The organism is Pseudomonas sp. GZD-209, from assembly GCF_049310485.1.
Taxonomy (GTDB): Bacteria; Pseudomonadota; Gammaproteobacteria; order Pseudomonadales; family Pseudomonadaceae; genus Aquipseudomonas; species Aquipseudomonas sichuanensis.
Genome location: NZ_JBMOWQ010000185.1, coordinates 1 through 18,457, shown reverse-complemented (window position 1 = coordinate 18,457; position 18,457 = coordinate 1). Strand labels below are relative to the sequence as shown.

The window sequence follows — 18,457 nt, the reverse complement described above, 5'->3', positions numbered from 1 at the left end:
CCCACGAAGGCGCCATTGAATTTCGAGCCTGAAAGAAGAACAACACATGCCCGACCAATCCCACCTCAACGCCGAAATCCGCGACATGCTCATGGACTGCGGCCAGTTCGACACCCTGCAACCCGGCGACTACCTTGCCGCCGCCGGCTATTTCAGCCTCACCGCGATCAGCGAAGGCCAGACCATTTTCAGCGAAGGCGATGCCGGCACGTTCATGTGCATCCTGCACCGCGGCGTGGTCTCGGTACGCAAGACCGACGCCACTGGCGCCCTGGTGGAGATCGCCACCCTGCGCAAGGGCCGTGCCTTCGGCGAAATGGCCGTGCTCGACGGTGAGCGGCGCTCGGCCACCTGTGTCGCGGCCAGCGATTGCCAACTGCTCACCTTGGGCAAGGACTCACTGGAAAAGATGCTGATGGACGCGCCGCGCATCGCCGCACGCATCATCCGCGCCCTGGCGGTGGCGTTGTCCAAGCGCTTGCGCATGCAGGACGGGCAAAACCTGGCACGCCAGGTCTAATCGCCCTTGCCTGGGGCTTTCGGCGGGTCCTGGTTCAACCCGGGCAATGGCTGATCCTTCGGCGGCCCAGGTACCGGCATGGGCGGTAACAGCGGTGCGCCGGGGCGGTTGGCGCCGGCCTTGGGCGGCGTGCTCGGGGTGATCTGCGGATACGGCGTGGGTGTCGCCGTGCCGGGCGCACCGGGCGCCGGCGTGAGGGAGCCGGCCTGCTGGCCGGCGGCATCGGCCATGGGGGTGGCGGCGCTCAGCAGCGCGGCGAGGATTGCATGCAACATCTGCCACCTCCTGTCGGGAACCTTGCTACAGGCTAGGCCGATCCTTGCGTTTTTGCCTGTCCGCTGACGCCACAGGCGCGCTAGACTCGACGCTATAACCGTCATTCGCCTGATCAGAAAAAGGTAACACCATGAGCTCCACCTCCGCTGCCACCGCCCGCCTCGACCGCATCCTCGCCGACGCCAAGCGCGACAAGGAAATGGGCTACCGCGACAAGGCGCTGAAAATGTACCCCCACGTGTGCGGCCGCTGCACCCGCGAGTTCTCCGGCAAGCGCCTGTCGGAACTGACCGTGCACCACCGTGACCACAACCACGACAACAACCCCCAGGACGGCTCGAACTGGGAGCTGCTGTGCCTGTACTGCCACGACAACGAGCACTCGCGCTACACCGACCAGCAGTATTTCAGCGAAGGCTCGCTGAGCTCGCCGAAAACCGCCGTGGCCACCCATAACCCGTTCGCCGGGCTGGCCAGCCTGCTGAAGAAAGACTGAACGTCGATTCCCGCCCCCACCGCGTCGGCGACCCCGTATAATCGCGCTCTTTTTTGCGAAGGGCCCGACTCGTGGCGAACAAACGGTACAGCTGCATCGGCCTGTTCAACCCCAAATCCGCCGAGAACGTCGGTTCGGTGATGCGTGCGGCAGGCTGTTATGGGGTCAATTCGGTGTTCTACACCGGCAAGCGCTACGAGCGCGCCCGCGACTTCGTCACCGACACCAAGCGCGTGCACTACGACATTCCGCTGATCGGTATCGACGACCTGCAGCGCATCATCCCGCTGGGTTGCACGCCCGTGGCGGTGGAGCTGGTGGACGGTGCCAGGCCGCTGCCGGAGTACACCCACCCGGATCGGGCGATCTACATCTTCGGGCCTGAGGATGGCTCGCTGAGCGAGGATGTGCGGGGGTGGTGCGAAGAGACCATCTATATTCCGACCCAGGGCTGCATGAACCTGGCGGCGACGGTGAATGTGGTGCTGTATGACCGCATGGCCAAGGGCTTGAATACCCGGTCGGGGCCGAAGTTCAAGTAAGCAGGTCTGGCCCCATCGCGGGGCAAGCCCGCTCCCACGAGGTTTTCGTGGACCTTGTGGGAGCGGGCTTGCCCCGCGATGGGGCCAGTGGTGGTGCCGAACTCCGTCAGAACAGCACCGGTGTTGCTCGCCTTACGAAGCGTTGATCCAGATGGTCTTCAGCTCCGTGTACTGATCATGCGCCCAGATCGATTTGTCGCGCCCGCCAAAACCGGACTCTTTGTAGCCCCCGAACGGCGTCGAGGCATCGCCCTCGCCGAAGCAGTTCACCGTCACCACACCCGCGCGGATCTCCCGCGACAGGCGTAGCGCATTGCGCAGGCTACCGGTGTAGGCCGAGGCGGCCAGGCCGTAGATGGTGTCGTTGGCCAGCTCGATGGCTTCATCGATCGTTGCGAAGCTGGTCACGCTCAGCACCGGCCCGAAGATCTCTTCAACGAACAGTTTGTTGTCGCGGCCGACGTTGTCGACGATGGTCGGCTGCACGAACACGCCAGCTTCGGTCTCGCCGCCCTGCACCACGCTGAGTTTGTGCTCGGCGGCGTACTCCAGGTACGACTTCACTTTCTCGAAGTGCGCCTTGCTGACCATCGCGCCCAGGCGGTTGTCCGGGTCCAGCGGGTCGCCCAGCTTCCAGTCTTTCAGGTGCTTGCCGATCAGGCCCAGCAGCTCGTCCTTGACGTCCTTGTGGACGATCAGGCGCGAGGACGCCGAGCAGTTCTCGCCCATGTTCCAGAACGCACCGGCGGTGACGAACTGCGCCACTTCGTCGAGGTCCTCGCAGTCGTTCATGACCACGGCCGGGTTCTTGCCACCCAGCTCCAGGACGATGCGCTTGAGGTTGGACTCGGCGGCGTACTTGAGGAACAGCCGGCCGGTGTCGGTGGACCCGGTGAAGCTGACCATCGGGATGTCCATGTGCCGGCCAATGGCCTCGCCCACTTCGCGACCACCGCCAGGCACCAGGTTGAATACACCGGCAGGCACGCCGGCCTGGTGCGCCAGTTCAGCCACGCGCAGGGCACTGAGGGTGGTTTCCTTGGCCGGTTTGACCACGATCGAGCAGCCGGCGGCCAGCGACGGGGCGATCTTCCAGGCCAACATCAGCAGCGGGAAGTTCCACGGCAATACCAGGCCAACCACGCCGATGGCTTCGCGCACCACCATGGTCACCGCAGCGTTGCCGGTGGGTGCGGTGTTGTCGTAGATCTTGTCGATCAGCTCGGCATGCCAGCGGATGGTGTGGATGGTCTCCGGCACGTCGACGTTCTGGCACTCGCTGACCGGCTTGCCGCTGTCCAGGCTTTCCAGCACGGCCAGCTCATGGGCGTTGTCTTCCAGCAGTTGGGCGAATTTCAGCAGGATGTGCTTGCGCTCGCCCGGCTGCAGCTTGGCCCACGAACCGTCTTCGAACACACGCTTGGCAGCGGCCACGGCCACGTCCACATCCTGCACATCACAGGCAGCGACCTCGGCCAGTTGCTTGCCGGTGGCCGGGTTGGTGGTGACGAAGGTGCGGCCCGAGATGGCATCGCGGAATTCACCGTCGATGAACGCCTTGGTCCGCAGTTGCAGGTCGGCGGCGATGGCCGCGTATTGATCCTTGCTCAGCAAGTCAGCCATTTCAGGCACCTCCGGTGATCTGGGCGATGTTGCGCTTGAGTTCAGTGACCACCCGCGCCAGCTCTTGCTTCTCGCCAGCGTCCAGGTCGTACAGCGGCTTGCGCACGCCGCCGGTCTTCAGGCCGTTGAGGGCGACGCCGTTCTTGATCGCCTGGACGAACTTGCCACCTTCGAGGAAGTCCATCAGCGGCATCATGGCAGCCATGATCTTGCGGCCCTTGTCGAAGTTCTTCTCGATCACACAGGCCTCGTACAGGGCCACGTGCTCACGCGGGATGAAGTTGGAACCTGCGCAGACCCAGCTTTTGGCGCCCCAGGCGAAGAACTCCAGGGCCTGGTCGTCCCAGCCGCACGACAGCTGGATGTTCGGGCGCTGGATGGCCAGGCGGTGCAGCTGGCCCATGTCGCCGGAGCTTTCCTTGATGGCGACGATGTTCTTCACGTCGGCCACGGCGTCGAAGAATTCCTCGCCCATGCTCACGCTCATGCGGCCCGGGTAGTTGTAGAGCATGATCGGCAGGCCGGCGGCGGCGTCGACCGCTTTCACGTGCAGGGCGATTTCCTGCTGGGTCGGCAGCGCATACGGCGGGGTGCCGACCAGCAGCGCATCGGCGTTGATCTCTTTGGCGTGGCTGGCGAAGGCCACCGCGTCTTCGGTGCGGATGCCACCGGTGCCGACGATCAGCGGCAGGCGGCCATTGAGCACGTCCTTGGCCTGGGCGGCCAGTTCGACGCGCTCCTGGGTGGTGTGGGCGTAGTACTCGCCGGTGGAGCCACCAATGATCACGCCGTGGATCTTCGACTCGACCAGGTATTCCAGAACATCGGCAAAGGCTGCCTTGTCGATCGAGCCGTCGGCGGCCAAGGGGGTGATTGCCGGGGTGTAGATGCCTTCGAATTTCACGATGAGGTTCTCCAGTGAACGCAAGGTTTCAGGCCGCGCCGGTCACACCCGGCGCGGTGTGACGAATCAAGCCAGCGACGCTGCCTGCTGCAGGTTCAGCGAACGGGTTTCCGGGGCCAGGGCGTACGACACCACCAACCCGATCAGGGTGACGGCGGCCGCGGCATACATGGTGAAGGCGATGCCGTGGCTATCCAGCACCATGGGCACCAGCCAGGTGCCGACCGCCGCGCCGACGCGCGACAGCGAGGTACCGACGCCCACGGCGTTGGCACGGATTTCGGTGGGGAACAGCTCGTTCGGGTAGACCAGCTGCAGCACCTGGGCACCGCCGATGAACAAGGCGTAGGCGCCGAACAGGCCGAGGATCAGCACCTCGGACCCGGCGTGGAACACCCCCAGCCCCAGCAGCGCCAGGCCCGACCAGAAGAAGCTGTGGATCAGCATGTTGCGCCGGCCCATGCTGTTGATCAGGCGCGTGGCAATGATGCAGCCGACCACGAAGAGCAAGGTGATCGCCACCGAGCCGAACGAGGCCCAGTCGCCCTTGAGGTTGAGCGCGCCCAGCACCTTGGGGGCGAAGGCGTACACGGCGAACACCGGGATCACCGAGCAGGACCAGAACACTGCGACGAACATCATGCGTTTGCCATAGCCCGAGTGCAGCAGGCTGAGGAACGACAGTTTCTTCTGCTCCGGCTCCTCGGGCAGGTTGCGCAGCGAGAAGCCACTGCCGTAGACGCCCTTGATCACCGCTTCGGCTTCACTGGCGCGGCCCTTGCTGAGCAGCCAGCGTGGCGACTCGGGGGTGCCCAGGCGGATCAGGAACAGCAGTGCGCCGATCAGTGCCGGGCTGGCCAGCACCAGGCGCCAGGCATCATCGCCGCCATTGCGCAGCAGGAAATCACCGAAGATGTAGGCAAACGCCGCACCGGCGAACCAGAGGATGGTCAGGGTGGCCAGGCGCGGCCCGCGATTCTTCTTGGGCAGGAACTCGACCAGCAGCGAAGTGGCCACCGGGTATTCGATGCCGACCGCAATACCCACCACGAAACGCAGCAGGAACAGCACCACCCCTGACTCGACCCAGTACTGGCTGACCGAGGCCAGGATGAACAGCACCGGCCCCACGAAGAACACGCGCTTGCGGCCGAAGCGATCGGTCAACCAACCGCCGAGGAAACCGCCAAAGAAGATCCCGATCAGCGCCGAGGCGGCGATCATGCCTTGCCAGAAACTGCTCAGGGCAAGGCCGGCGGCCATCTGCACCATGGCCACGCCAATGATGCTCAGTACATAACCGTCGACAAACGAGCCGCCGCCCGAACGCAAGGTGAGCAATTGGTGAAAGCGATTAAGCGGTACATCTTCGATAGATACATTGTTAGTTGTCATTATTTTCTCCTGCCACCATCAAACGCACCCTGAATTCCGCCCGAGCGAACCCGCGCCACTGAAAGAAACTTCAGCACCGTGAACCCGAAGTTGCACTTCGGGGGGAAAACAGCACGCAATAGAAACCGCAGGCCGGGTAGCGATGACCCAGCAAATAAACCGTCAGTTACAACGCTTTAATTCAATTCAACTTTCTTGCCCGGCCCGGTACTGGCCCCACTTCAGGTTGAGGTTCAAGCCCAGCGACACCATGGCTGCCGGCGGGTTGGCACAAGGGCCTGGGGCATTGCGAACAAAGTCGATCAGCTCGTTCTTTTCACCCGCCAGCCAGTCGGCCAGCAACTTGCCGGTGGCCGTGCCGCGGGTCACGCCCAGGCCGTTGCAGCACAGGGCGCCGTATACATTGGGCGCCAGCTCGCCGAAGTAACCCATGTGGTTGCGCGACATGGCCAGTGCGCCACCCCAGGTGTATTCGAACGGCATGCCGGACAGCATCGGGAAACGCCGCTCGAACGAATCGCGATGACGCAGGGCGAAACGTTCCAGGTACTTGCCGTTGGCCCGGCCGTCGGGGTTGAAACTGAAGCTGTTGCGGATCAGCAGGCGGTTGTCCGGGGTGCGGCGCACCGTGGTGCCGAACGGGTCGGCGGGGATCACGCCCCAGTAGGGCTTGCCGCCCAGGCGCGCCTGCTCTTCGGCCGTCATCGGCCGGGTCAGGCTGGCATAGGTGAACACCGGTAGCATGCGGCCCTTGAGGAAGCCGAAACTCATGCCAAAGGCGTTGGTGGTCAGCACCAGCTTGTCGGTGGTGATCGAGCCGTTGGCGTGTCGCAGGACGGTCTTGTTGCCGTACTCGACCTCGGTGATCGGCGTGCGCTCGTACAGAGTGACGTTGGCCGGCAGGTTGTCGGCCAGGCCCTTGACCAGCGCCGACGGCTGGATCAGCGAAGTGCCTGGGGTGAACAGGGCCTTGCGATAGAAGTGGGTGCCGATGTGCTCGGGCAGTTCGCTGGCCTCGATCATCTGGTACGGCTGGTCGAGCTTGTCCAGGCCACGGCGGTAGGCCTCGAGCACGGCGATGCCGCGGGGCTCGACGGCGGCCTGGTACTTGCCGCAGTGCTTCATCTGGCAATCGATCTGGTAGCGCTCCACCAGTTCCTTGAGAAACGACTGACCACTGAGGTTGAGCTTGAGCGTCGTGCGGGCCACGCCGATGTCGCCGATATAGTCGTCGGCGCCGATGTCATGGGGCAGGTCGATGGCGAACCCGGCGTTACGCCCGGACGAGCCGAAGCCAACCTCCTGAGCCTCCAGCAGCACGATTTGTTCGTCGGGGAAGTTCAGCGCCAGCTGGCGTGCCGCGGCAAGGCCGGTGAAACCGGCACCGACCACAACCCAGCGCGCCGTGCTGTGGCCGCTGTGCGGCGCCTTGATGCGCCGGCCTTTGCTCAGGTGATACCAACCGCACGTACTGTCGTCGGCGGGCAACGAGGTGATCTTTGTCATGTCAGGAACCAGATGTTGTTTTTAGCTTCTGTTCCTCATCACGCCCGCCCCTCCCGGCCTCCTGCCGGGTGGTGGGGTGGCGGTGAGTTTCACGTCAAGGCCAGTGCCACTTCCATTCCCTGGGGCGCCGCGTATTCGGCCATGCGGCGACGGGACAGCTCGAAGTGCTCGCGCACCAGCTGCCCGGCGGTTTCGGGATCGCGGCGTTCGATCGCCTCGATCATCTGATCGTGTTGGGTGCAGGCCAGCTCGAGGTCCCGCTGCATGTCATCGGTAGTCGGGTGGCGGTAGAAGATCTTGCCCAGGCGGGTATGGTCGATCAGCAACCGGCGCAGGCTGGGCATCAGGTACTCGTTGTGCGCCATCTTGCCGATTTCCAGGTGGAAGGCATCGTTGTAGAGCACGCGGTTTTCCACGTCCTGGGTTTCGATGGCCTGGCGGAACTGGGCCTGGATCGCCTTCAACCCCTCGATTTCCTGCGCGGTGGCATGGGTCGCCGCCAGCTGCGTGGTGGCGATGTAGATCAGCGGCGCGGCCAGGAAGAAGCTGTGCAGCGAGTCGTGATTCATTGCCGCCACACGGGGGGCGCGGTTGGCCTCCAGCTCGATGTAGCCCTCGGCCGCGATCTGGCGCAGCAGTTCGCGCACCGGTGGCCGCGACAGGCCGAACTCTTCGCACATCGCCAGTTCATCGACCACCGCGCCAGGCGCCAACTCCATGCTGAGGATGCGGCGACGCAGAGCGTCGGCGAGGACGCCCTTGCGGTCGAGCGGCACATCGCCAGTGGTGGGTTGGACATCGACGTTGGCTTTCATGGAGGCCTTTTTGCTTGTCATAGGTCTGTGTCTACAATTTGTATAATGACTATAGGGTAGCGTTAGACAATGTGTCTACAGCTTTTTCGATGAGCGGTTGGAGTGCCGAAAACACCCGTTGCGCGCTGTTGGGTATTTGACCACATCCGCTGTTTGCCCGCGCTGGAACGGGCCTGAGGGCAGGCGCTTATCCATTGACGACAAGTTCATGCCCGGCAACGACGATTTTGCGCCCTGTGATCACCCGCCCTCCCACACGCAAGCCCATGAAACGCTTGGGCCGCTGAGTATTCTTGCTGAATTTTTTAAGTATACAGAAAGAATACAATGCGATTGACCGCCCTCCGATCCCGTGCGAGTCTGCTGCAAAACAGCCATCACTCCGGGTGTCAGCGCAGCGGGGGTCTTCATGAGAAGCGGCAAGAACGATCTATACGAGGATCTGAAAAACCAGATCCTGACCATGGAGCTGGACCCCGACCAGGTGCTCGACGAACTTGGCCTGAGCGAGCGCTACGGCCTGTCGCGAACCCCGGTCCGCGAGGTGTTCCGCCGCCTGGCCGGCGAAGGCTACCTCGACATCCAGGAAAACCGTGGCGCCCGGGTGGCGCCGATGAACCACTCGACCCTGCGCAACTTCTTCCTGGTCGCGCCCATGGTCTACGCCGCCATCGGCCGCCTGGCGGTGCAAAACTACAAGCCGGGCCAGCTGCGCGACCTGCGCGCCACCCAGGAGCGCTTCCGCCGTGCCAGTGCCGAGCATGACGCCCGCAGCATGGTGGTGGCCAACAACCGCTTCCACGAAATCATGGGCCAGATGTCGGGCAACCCTTACCTGGAACCCAGCCTCGGCCGCCTGCTGATCGACCACGCACGCATCGGCCACACCTTCTTCCGCCCGCGCAACAGCGAGATGGAGCGCCACCTGGCCCTGGCCGTGGAACACCACGACGGTTTCATCGAGGCCTTCGACCGGCATGACGAAGGCGCGGTGGTCGACCTGGTGTTCGAACACTGGGAACTGTCGCGCTGCAACATGCAGCTGTACATCGCCCCGCAAGGGCTGGTCGACGACCTGGCCAGCGGCATCGGCGGCAGCTGAGCGCGCCCCGGGCGGTGCCCGGTGAACAACGGACTTGGTAGTACGCACCCCTGGCGGGCTTCGGCCCGGCGGCGGACCCGCGCAGGTGAAATTCAACAACGACAACAACATGAAGGGCCCCAAAAGCCCACTCGACACCTCGAAGGAGCAACACATGAACCGCATCCGCAAGGCGCTTTGCGCACTGACCATTGTCGGCCTCGGCCTGTGCCAGGCCCACGCCGACGACAAGGTCATCAAGATGGGCACCCTGTCCTGGGAAGACCTCACGCCCATCAGCGGCATCACCAAGAAAGTCCTGGAAGACGCCGGCTACAAGGTCGAAGTGACCTCGTTTTCCGAATGGGGCATCGCCTATGCAGCACTGGGCAAGGGCGATGTGCAGATCCTCGCCTCGCAGATCGACTACGTGGCCCAGGACTACTGGAACAAGAACAAGAACCGCCTGGAGAAGATCTCGCCGGTGTCCCACGGCCTGTACCAGGCGATCGCCGTGCCCAAGTACGTGACCATCGACTCGATCGAGCAGCTCAATGAAAACGCCGACAAGTTCGGCAACAAGGTTGTCGGCATCGAGCCGGGTTCGGGCCTGATGAACGAAGCCGCCAACGCAGTAAAGGCCTACGACCTCAAGCTCAACCTGCTCGAAGGCAGCACTGCGGCCATGACCGCCGCGCTCAAGTCTGCCGTTGACCGTAAGGAGTGGGTGGCCGTGACCCTGTGGGAGCCGTCCTGGATGGCGCAGAAATACGACATCAAGTTCCTCAAGGACCCCAAAGGCGCCTTCGCCCCACCCCAGGGCTACTACTGGGTCGGCCAGAAAGGCTTCTCCGCCGCCAATCCTCAGGCCCGTGAAGTGATCGCCAGCGTCTATGTGCCCCTGGCCGACATCACTGCCATCAACGGCGCGGTGAAGGACGGCAAGACCATGGACGACGCGGTCAAGGACTGGGCCGACAAGCATGCAGACCTGCTCAAGCGCTGGGAAAACATCAAAAAATACTGATTAGCGCCACACCTTTTCGCCACTGCCGAACTTGACACAAGAACACACCAGAAGACTCTGGTTCGGGTGCACCTATGAATACTGAACATGCTGTTGAAACACTGGTCGATTGCCGCGGCGTCTGGAAGATCTTCGGCGACCGCGCGCCGGCCGCCCTGCAGGCCTACCGCGAGCGCGGCCTGAGCAAGACCCAGATCCTCCAGGAATACGGCTGCGTGGTGGGCGTCTCGGACGTCAGCCTGCAGGTCCGCCGCGGCGAGATCTTCTGCATCATGGGCCTGTCCGGCAGCGGCAAGTCCACGCTGATCCGCCTGCTCAACCGGCTCATCACCCCCACCAGCGGCGAAGTGCTGGTCAAGGGCCGGGATATCGCCAAGCTCGATGCCGCCGCCCTGCGCGACGTGCGCGCCAAACACATCGGCATGGTGTTCCAGAGCGTCGCCCTGCTGCCGCACCGCACGGTGCTGGAGAACGCCGCCTTCGGCCTTGAAGTGCAAGGCGTGGGCAAGGCCGAGCGCCATGAGGTGGCCGGCCGCGCCTTGGCCAAGGTGGGCTTGAGCGACTGGGCCAACCGCTACCCGGCAGAGCTGTCCGGCGGCATGCAGCAGCGCGTCGGCCTGGCCCGGGCCATCGCCTCGGACCCGGAAGTGATCCTCATGGACGAGCCGTTCAGCGCCCTCGACCCGCTGATCCGCCGCCAGTTGCAGGACGAGTTCCGCCAGCTGACCAAGTCGCTGGGCAAGTCGGCGGTGTTCATCACCCACGACCTGGAGGAAGCGATCCGCATCGGCGACCGCATCGCCATCATGAAAGACGGGGTGATCATCCAGGAAGGCACCGCCGAGGACATCGTGCTCAGCCCAGCCGACGACTACGTGGCCGAGTTCGTCGCCGGCATCTCGCGCCTGCATCTGGTCAAGGCCCATTCGATCATGCAGCCGCCCCGTGGCGAGAACCTCGAACACCTGGAATGCGCCAGCCCCGACAGCGACCTGGACACCCTGATCAACCTGCTGATCCGCTCGGGGCAGGATGCCGTGGGCATCCGCGACAACGGCGTGCTGGTGGGCGTGATCAGCCAGCGCGCCCTGCTGCGCGCGGTGCAGGGCGTGCCGCCGGAAACACCGTTGCACGCGGTGCCCACCTCGCGGGAGGGCTCGGCATGAACCCCGCCGACTTTGCCGCTGCCTTCGACGAAACCGTCGACAACGGCCTGATGTGGCTGTCGGACAACGCCTCGCAGCTGTTCGACGCGGTCAACGACGTGCTCAAGGCGCTGTACGAAGCGGTGCTGGCCGTGACCACCCTGGCGCCCTTCTATGTAGTCGCCGTGCTGTTCGCCCTGCTGGCCTGGCGCCTGGCCGGGCGGCGCTTTGCCCTCGGCACCCTGGCCGCGCTGCTGTTGTGCGCGCTGATGGGGCTGTGGCCGCAGACCATGAGCACCCTGGCGCTGGTGTTGACCGCCACCAGCCTGGCGCTGCTGGTGGGCATCCCCTGCGGCGTGGCCGCCGGCCTGTCACCCGCCCTGTACCGCATCAGCGAACCGGTGATGGACCTGATCCAGACCCTGCCGCCGTACATCTACCTGCTGCCGGCCATCGCCCTGCTCGGCTATGGCGCGGGCACCGCGCTGGTGGCCACCTTCATCGTCGCCGTACCGCCGGTGGTGCGCCTGACCGCGTTGGGCATCCGCATGACGCCCAAGGTGTTCATCGAACTGGGCCACGCCAGCGGTACCACCGGCTGGCAGCAGTTCGTCAAGATCCGCCTGCCGTTCGCCCTGCCGAGCATCATGACCGGCATCAACCAGAGCCTGATGATGGCCTTCGGCATGGTGGTGATCGCCGGCATCGTCGGCTCCGGCGGGCTGGGTGAGGTGATCTACACCGCCATCCGCACCCTGGACATCGCCCGTTCGATCAACGCCGCCATCGCCATCGTGGTGCTGACCCTGATCCTCGACCGCCTCGCCCAGAGCGGCACCCGCCAGGAGACCGGCCATGACACTCACTGAGCTGAACCTTTCCCCCGGCGCCTACCTGGCCCCCGTTTTCGACTGGCTCAACGCCAACCTGCATGGCCTGTTCGTCGTCATCAGCCACTTCGTCGAAACGGTGCTCGGCGCCATCGAGGCAGCCCTGCTGCTGCCCCCGGCCTGGGCACTGATCGCCGTGGTGTGCGGGCTCACCGCCGTGTTCATCAGCCTGCGCAATGCGCTGCTGGCCGGCGTGCTGCTGGGCTTCTGCTGGGGCAGCGGCTTCTGGACCGCGTCGATGCAGACCATCGCCCTGGTGTCGGTCGCGGTGCTGATCGCCGTGGCCATCGCCTTCCCGCTGGGCATCCTGGCGGCACGGGTCAAGCGCTTCGACAACGCCATCGGCCCGCTGCTGAACATCATGCAGACCGTGCCGCCATGGGTGTACCTGATCCCGGCCGTGATCATCTTCAGCCTGGGCAAGGTGCCGGCGATCATCGCCACCATCATCTATGGCATCCCGCCGATGCTGCGCCTGACCAGCCTGGGCTTTCGCCAGGTGCCCAAGGACCTGCTCGAACTCGGCCAGGCCACCGGCGCCACACCACGCACCATCCTGCTCAAGATCGAACTGCCCAGCGCCCTGCCCACCCTGCTGGTGGGGCTTAACCAGTGCATCCTGCTGTCGCTGGCCATGGTGGTGCTGGCCGGGCTGGTCGGTGCCGGCGGCCTGGGCGCGGAAGTGACCCGCGGCCTGACCCGCATGGAAATGGGCCTGGGCCTACGCGCGGGGTTGGCGATCGTTGCCGTGGCGCTGCTGCTCGACCGCTTGTCCCGCGGCCTGCTGCAACGACGCCGGGGAGCCCTGCCCGCCCATTGAACCTACGTGCGGCGGGCAACAGTGCCCGCCGTCTTTCAACCTGCCAGCAAGAGAAGCACCCGTTGCTCCCGACACGACACTTCAGCAACGCCCTGCAAGGGCACAACTCACGGTTCACCAGCAACGCAGTACAGCCCACCGGCCAGCAGGCCCGCGTGGGTTTTCTGCTGCTGGAGCACTTTTCCCTGCCGGCCTTCACCCAGGCCCTGGACACCCTGGTCACCGCCAACCTGATCCAGCCCGACGCCTGCGCAAGCACAACCTTCAGCCTTGATGGCAGCTCGGTCACCAGCGACCTGGGCATCGTCATCTGCCCCGCCGGCGCCATGGCCCACAGCCTCGAACAGCCGCTGGACCTGTTCGTGGTGTGTGGCGGGCTGCGCACCGCGCTGGCGCCATCGGCGGAACTGGCCGGCCTGCTACAGGCCCTGGCACGCAAAGGCGTGGCCCTGGCCGGGCTGTGGAACGGTGCCTGGTTCCTCGGCCATGCCGGGCTGCTCGACGGCCACCGTTGCGCCGTGCACCCGGAGCATCGCGGCGCAGTGGCCGAGATCGCCCGGCACAGCCAGGTCTCGAGCGACAGTTTTGTGGTTGACCGCGACCGCCTCAGTGCCGCCAGCCCCAGCGGTGCATTCGGCATGGTGCAGGAATGGCTCGGCCGCCTGCGCGGCCGCGAGCTGGCCGAGGGGATCGGCGCGATCCTGGCCTTCGAGGCGTCACGTTACAAGCGCGCCACGCCAGCGCCGCAGACCAACATCAGCGAGCCCCTGCGCGAGGCGATCAACCTGATGAGCGCGAACCTTGAAGAGCCGCTGAGCCAGGACCAGCTGGCCGACTATGTGGGCCGCTCCAAGCGCCAGATCGGGCGGTTGTTCCAGCATCAACTGGGCACCACGCCCGTGCGCTATTACCTGGAGCTGCGGATTACCGAAAGCCGACGGCTGCTGCAGTATTCCGACTTGCCGATCCTGGATGTGGCGGTGGCCTGCGGGTTCGTATCGGCCAGCCATTTCAGCAAGTGCTATGCGTCGTTCTTCGGCTACAGCCCGTCGCGGGAGAAGCGGTTTGGCTGCGTGAAGGCGCCCAAACGCGAGAACACTTGAAAGCATCGCGGGGCAAGCCCGCTCCCACGTTGGACTGCCCCCCAAACCAACCTTTTGGGGGCAGTGCGTGGGAGCGGGCTTGCCCCGCGATGGGCGTCACGCCGGACGCGCTACCGGCGCCAAGGCATGCCGCCGCTGCTTGACCACCCCGATCAGCAGAATCACCACCGCCAACCCCAGGGTCAACGACACCTCCAACCGATGCTGCGGCATCACGAACATCACCCCCAACGCAAATACGATGAAGCCGATCACCGCCCAGGTCAGCCAGGGGTACAGCCACATCTTGAAGGCGATCTGCTGATTCTGCTGCTCCAACAACGCCCGCATGCGCAGCTGCGAGCAGGCAATCGCCAAGTACACCAGCAACGCGATGGAACCCGAGCTGGCCAGCAGGAAGGCAAACACCTCGGAGGGCGCGAAGTAGTTGACCACAGTGGTGAGCATGCCGATCAGCGTGCTGCCGATCACCGCCGCCCGCGGTACCCCGACCTTGGACGTACGGCCAATGGCCGCCGGTGCGTCGCCGCGTTTGGCCAGCGAGAACAGCATGCGCGAGGAAATGTAGATCGACGAGTTCAGGCAGCTGGCCACCGCCACCAGCACCACCATGTCCACCAGCAGCTTGGCGTAGGGGATCTGCATGATCTCCAGCGCCCGCTGGTACGAGCCCTGCACCGGCAGCAGCGGGTCGTTCCACGGCACCACCGAGATGATCACGAAGATCGACAGCAAGTAGAACACGCTGATGCGCCAGATCACCGAACGGGTGGCCTTGGCGATGTTGCGCGCCGGGTCCGAGGATTCGGAGGCGGCGATGGTCACCGCTTCCGTGCCCAGGTAGCTGAACATGGTGGTGAGCAAGGCGCCGATGATCGCCGTCCAGCCGTTGGGCATGAAGCCGCCGTGCTCACTCATCAACCGCGTCAGGCCACTGACCTCGCGCGCGGGCAAGGCGCCGGCCAGGGCAAACGCGCCGAGGGCGATGAAGGCAACGATGGCGATGACCTTGAGCATGGCGAACCAGAACTCGAACTCGCCGTACTTGGCCACGCTGAACAGGTTGGTGAAGGTCAGCAGCACCGTCATCGCCAGGGCGAAGAACCAGGGTTCGATGTGTGGGAACCAGTTGTTCAGCACCACCCCGGCGGCGATAGCCTCGATGGGAATCACCAGCACCCAGAACCACCAGTACAGCCAGCCGATGGTGAAGCCCGCCCAGCGGCCGATGGCGCGGTCGGCGTAGGTGGAGAACGAGCCGGTGTCGGGGCTGGCCACCGCCATCTCGCCGAGCATGCGCATCACCAGCACCACCAGGGTGCCGGCCAGGGCATAGGCGACGATGGCCGCCGGGCCTGCTGCCGCGATGGCGTGCCCCGAGCCGACGAACAGCCCGGCGCCGATCACCCCGGCGATCGACAGCATGGTCACGTGCCTGGGTTTGAAACCTTGCGCCAGCTGGCCGCCGGCATGTCCCGCGCTTGGATTGGTCATCCTGATCCCTTCTTGGAGTTGTTATGGGAGCGCGCCAGGCCGGGTTGGAAGGGCTTGGCGCCAATCCAAGCTAAGCGAGCGCCAGTGGGCTCGATTGCCCAAGGCGGACCTGGACTTGGCCAGGAAGGTCATGCCAGAGCGGTTGTGCGGTGGGATCAAAGGGGTACGGCGCGGAGCCTGGCACGGGCTGCGCCCGTGTTCGCGGGCAAGCCCGCTCCCACAGGTCCTTCACTGATCTTGAAGGCAGTGCAGGACCTGTGGGAGCGGGTTCACCCGCGAAGAGGCCGGTACAGGCAAAAAAGCAATCCGATCTAGCGCAACAGCTTGCTCTGCAACACCTCGGACTGGCGCCCGAGCACGTTCTCGCTGATCTGCACGAACTCTTCGGTGCTCACGCTGGACAGGCGCATCAGCGCCCGCGCCACATCGTCTAGCGAGCGCTTGTCGTGGTTGTGCAGGCGGATCTCGCGGTCCAGCGCCTGCAACAGCAACACCCCCCGGGCGACTTGCGCGGCGTCGGCCTTGGCGCCCTTGAGTTGAGTCACCTTGGCGCCCTGCTTGTGCAAGCGGGCCTGCAAGGCCTGGTAGCGGTCATCGCTGATGCCGCCTGCCCGGCGCAGCAGTTCGGTGGCGTAATAGTCGGTGAGGCTCTCGCCGAGCCAGTCGCTGCCATCGCGGTCGTTGATCTGCGCGAACAGCTGCACCACTTCGCGCAGCAGCGGGCTGGCGCCACTGTCATTGATCAGCGGGGCGCCGCTGTACAGGTACAGTGAGTTGTGCCCGGCCAGGGCGCCGCGCCACATGCCGTCCCGGGCGCCGACCAGCAGCAGCTTGGCCGGGTTGCGCGGGAACACCGCCTGCAGTTGCGGCCAGACGAAGGTCAGCAGGGTCAGCGTATCCATGCGGCGCATGCCCTGCCCCTGCGGCGCGGCAACGGTGACCTCGGTCTCGCCAAGGCGCGCACGACGGCTGCCGAGGTTGCCGGCGAGCATCCAGCCCGTGGGGCGGTCGAACAGGCGCGAAACATCGTCGATACGGAATTTCTGCCGGCCGATGCGCGGCCAGGCGGTTTCCACGCTCTTCCAGCCGGCGGGCAACTCGAAGGTCAGGCGCGCCACCAGTTCGGTGCCGTCCTGCTGATCAAGGCGCGCCGGCGGCACCAGTTGCTCACCGCGCAGCAGCGCCCAATGCGCGGTTATCCGGGCCTCATGGCTGGCGCCAGGCTGCGCCTGATCGAGCAGCACCCGGTAGCTGAGGCTGGTCTTGCCGGGGGCCGGGCGCCACACACCGCGGCCGCCCTGGGCCTGCCACTGGCCGTCGGCGAGGAAGTCGCTGTAGGCGCCGTTCTGGCCCAGGTCAAAGTCCAGGCTGCGAACCACGCTACCGTCGGCCAGGGTCAGGCGCACTTCGGCCTGGCCGCTTTGCGGCAACAGGCGCACCTGGTAATCGAGGTCGACTTTCTTCGCCAGTACCTGGGAACTGGCCAATAGGCCAAGCAGCAGCAACAGCGGGCGACGCATACAGAAAACTCCTTGTTCCCCAGAGACGAAAGCCCGGGCGATTCAACCAGCGCGGAAAATCAGGTGATCTTCCCAGTCATCTTCATCCACATCGTTCTCACTGAGCATGCGCCCGGATCGGGAAATACGCTGCTCGTGAACTTGCTCGCGGTCGCCGCTGACCAGGTGATGCCAGGCCGGCAGGTCCTTGCCCTCGCTGACCAGGCGGTAACCGCAGGTGGGCGGCAGCCACTTGAACTGGTCGGCCTTGCCCGGGGTGAGCTGGATGCAGTCGGGCACCTGGGCGAAGCGGTTGGGGTAGTCGCTGCACTGGCAGGTGGTGAGGTCGAGCAGTTTGCAGGCGATGCTCGTGTAATAGACGCTGTTGTCTTCTTCGTCCTCGAGCTTCTGCAGGCAGCACAGGCCGCAGCCGTCGCACAGCGACTCCCACTCGCGCGGGTCGAGTTCTTCGAGGGTCTTGCGCCGCCAGAAGGGCGCGGTGTCGGCGATCATCACACGTATTCCTGCAATCAACTTGAATCCGCGGCGCGCGGCGGCGCCAGTCTAGAGGCTGTCCGGCGGCAACGCCAGACCGCTTGTCAGTGCTTGCCGGACGCAGTAGCGTGCGGTCTTTACCCCGCCCACTGCAGGAGCAGCCATGAGCGCCACCCCTCGTATCGCCGACTACGCCATCAACGAGCAGTTCATCAACCGCTGGTCGCCTCGCGCCTTCACCGCCGAGCCGATCAGCCAGGAGACCCTGCTGAGCTTCCTCGAAGCCGCGCGCTGGGCGCCGTCGGCCTACAACTCGCAGCCTTGGCGCTTCCTCTATGCGCGCCGCGACACGCCGAGCTGGGAGCGCTACCTGGGCATCCTCAACGAGTTCAACCGCAGCTGGGCGCAGCAGGCTTCGGCGCTGGTGCTGGTGATTTCCAAGACCACCTTCGCCGCACCGGGCTCGGATGAAGAAAAGCCGGCGCTGTGGCACACCTTCGACACCGGCTCCGCCTGGGGCCACCTGGCGCTGCAGGCCAGCATCAGCGGCTGGCACACCCATGGCATGGCCGGCTTCGACCAGGAGCTGGCCCGCAGCGAGCTGAAGATCCCCGAAGGCTACGCGCTGCACGCGATGGTGGCGATCGGCAAGCTGGGCGACAAGGCTACCCTGGCCGAGGGCCTGCAGGCCCGCGAAGTGCCGAGCCCGCGCCGGCCGCTGAGCGAGCTGGCGGCTGAGGGTGAGTTCAGCCTGTAAGGCCAATCGCGGGGGGGGGGAAGCCTTCCCCCTCGGCTGTCGATGTTTGTGGGGGGGTTTGTTCTTTCC

Annotated in this window: 19 protein-coding genes; 10 read left to right on the top strand and 9 right to left on the bottom strand. The window is 65.0% G+C overall.

Annotated features, from left to right (window positions below):
• Window positions 1–46 precede the first annotated feature (46 nt).
• A complete protein-coding gene (locus ACO6VM_RS20070) occupies window positions 47–520 on the top strand; it encodes a cyclic nucleotide-binding domain-containing protein (RefSeq protein ID WP_258705917.1) in 474 nt (157 codons plus the stop codon).
• On the opposite strand, the gene ACO6VM_RS20065 is transcribed toward ACO6VM_RS20070, so the two are convergent.
• Complete coding sequence (locus tag ACO6VM_RS20065; protein WP_422403715.1) at window positions 517–795, bottom strand: hypothetical protein; 279 nt, start codon at window positions 793–795, stop codon at window positions 517–519. The two genes, ACO6VM_RS20070 and ACO6VM_RS20065, sit on opposite strands and share 4 nt — an antisense overlap.
• A gap of 131 nt (window positions 796–926) precedes the next feature.
• Here ACO6VM_RS20065 and ACO6VM_RS20060 point away from each other — a divergent pair, with 131 nt between their 5' ends.
• On the top strand, window positions 927–1,292 hold the full coding sequence (locus ACO6VM_RS20060) for a YajD family HNH nuclease (RefSeq protein WP_110992478.1): 366 nt from the start codon (window positions 927–929) through the stop codon (window positions 1,290–1,292).
• Between the two features lie 71 nt (window positions 1,293–1,363).
• Window positions 1,364–1,834: an RNA methyltransferase gene (locus ACO6VM_RS20055; protein WP_046856681.1), complete on the top strand. Its 471-nt coding sequence runs from the start codon at window positions 1,364–1,366 to the stop codon at window positions 1,832–1,834.
• A gap of 132 nt (window positions 1,835–1,966) precedes the next feature.
• On the opposite strand, the gene ACO6VM_RS20050 is transcribed toward ACO6VM_RS20055, so the two are convergent.
• The 5 genes from ACO6VM_RS20050 to ACO6VM_RS20030 form a co-directional block, all read right to left on the bottom strand.
• Window positions 1,967–3,457 (bottom strand): aldehyde dehydrogenase, encoded by a 1,491-nt coding sequence (locus tag ACO6VM_RS20050; protein ID WP_401057693.1) that lies wholly within the window; start codon window positions 3,455–3,457, stop codon window positions 1,967–1,969.
• Between the two features lies 1 nt (window position 3,458).
• Window positions 3,459–4,361 (bottom strand): dihydrodipicolinate synthase family protein, encoded by a 903-nt coding sequence (locus tag ACO6VM_RS20045; protein ID WP_422403714.1) that lies wholly within the window; start codon window positions 4,359–4,361, stop codon window positions 3,459–3,461.
• A 66-nt stretch (window positions 4,362–4,427) separates the two neighbouring features.
• Window positions 4,428–5,756: an MFS transporter gene (locus ACO6VM_RS20040; protein ID WP_401057691.1), complete on the bottom strand. Its 1,329-nt coding sequence runs from the start codon at window positions 5,754–5,756 to the stop codon at window positions 4,428–4,430.
• 186 nt (window positions 5,757–5,942) lie between these two features.
• Window positions 5,943–7,262 (bottom strand): NAD(P)/FAD-dependent oxidoreductase, encoded by a 1,320-nt coding sequence (locus ACO6VM_RS20035; RefSeq protein ID WP_401057690.1) that lies wholly within the window; start codon window positions 7,260–7,262, stop codon window positions 5,943–5,945.
• 89 nt (window positions 7,263–7,351) lie between these two features.
• A complete protein-coding gene (locus ACO6VM_RS20030) occupies window positions 7,352–8,077 on the bottom strand; it encodes a GntR family transcriptional regulator (protein WP_401057689.1) in 726 nt (241 codons plus the stop codon).
• A gap of 409 nt (window positions 8,078–8,486) precedes the next feature.
• On the opposite strand from ACO6VM_RS20030, the gene ACO6VM_RS20025 reads away from it, so the two are divergent.
• The 6 genes from ACO6VM_RS20025 (at window position 8,487) to ACO6VM_RS20000 (ending at window position 14,143) form a co-directional block, all read left to right on the top strand.
• Window positions 8,487–9,179 carry a GntR family transcriptional regulator gene (locus ACO6VM_RS20025; protein WP_401057688.1) on the top strand — a complete coding sequence of 231 codons (693 nt, stop codon included), beginning with the start codon at window positions 8,487–8,489 and terminating at the stop codon, window positions 9,177–9,179.
• 154 nt (window positions 9,180–9,333) lie between these two features.
• Entirely contained in the window at window positions 9,334–10,185 is an 852-nt protein-coding gene (locus ACO6VM_RS20020) for a glycine betaine ABC transporter substrate-binding protein (RefSeq protein ID WP_401057687.1), read from the top strand.
• Between the two features lie 74 nt (window positions 10,186–10,259).
• Window positions 10,260–11,351, top strand: a complete 1,092-nt coding sequence (locus tag ACO6VM_RS20015) for a quaternary amine ABC transporter ATP-binding protein (protein ID WP_401057686.1) — start codon at window positions 10,260–10,262, stop codon at window positions 11,349–11,351.
• Window positions 11,348–12,199 (top strand): ABC transporter permease, encoded by an 852-nt coding sequence (locus ACO6VM_RS20010; RefSeq protein ID WP_401057685.1) that lies wholly within the window; start codon window positions 11,348–11,350, stop codon window positions 12,197–12,199. The genes ACO6VM_RS20015 and ACO6VM_RS20010 overlap by 4 nt, the downstream gene beginning before the upstream one ends.
• Window positions 12,186–13,040: an ABC transporter permease gene (locus ACO6VM_RS20005; RefSeq protein ID WP_401057684.1), complete on the top strand. Its 855-nt coding sequence runs from the start codon at window positions 12,186–12,188 to the stop codon at window positions 13,038–13,040. Before ACO6VM_RS20010 ends, ACO6VM_RS20005 begins: the two co-directional genes overlap by 14 nt.
• 62 nt (window positions 13,041–13,102) lie before the next feature.
• Entirely contained in the window at window positions 13,103–14,143 is a 1,041-nt protein-coding gene (locus ACO6VM_RS20000) for a GlxA family transcriptional regulator (RefSeq protein WP_422403713.1), read from the top strand.
• Window positions 14,144–14,239: 96 nt separating this feature from the next.
• Here ACO6VM_RS20000 and gabP read toward each other — a convergent pair whose 3' ends face one another.
• The 3 genes from gabP to ACO6VM_RS19985 form a co-directional block, all read right to left on the bottom strand.
• A complete protein-coding gene (gene gabP / locus ACO6VM_RS19995) occupies window positions 14,240–15,637 on the bottom strand; it encodes a GABA permease (protein ID WP_422403712.1) in 1,398 nt (465 codons plus the stop codon).
• 311 nt (window positions 15,638–15,948) lie between these two features.
• Window positions 15,949–17,157: a hypothetical protein gene (locus tag ACO6VM_RS19990; protein WP_401057681.1), complete on the bottom strand. Its 1,209-nt coding sequence runs from the start codon at window positions 17,155–17,157 to the stop codon at window positions 15,949–15,951.
• 42 nt (window positions 17,158–17,199) lie between these two features.
• A complete protein-coding gene (locus tag ACO6VM_RS19985; RefSeq protein WP_232880653.1) occupies window positions 17,200–17,649 on the bottom strand; it encodes a YcgN family cysteine cluster protein in 450 nt (149 codons plus the stop codon).
• A 145-nt stretch (window positions 17,650–17,794) separates the two neighbouring features.
• On the opposite strand from ACO6VM_RS19985, the gene ACO6VM_RS19980 reads away from it, so the two are divergent.
• Window positions 17,795–18,388, top strand: a complete 594-nt coding sequence (locus ACO6VM_RS19980; protein WP_401057680.1) for a nitroreductase family protein — start codon at window positions 17,795–17,797, stop codon at window positions 18,386–18,388.
• Window positions 18,389–18,457 lie beyond the last annotated feature (69 nt).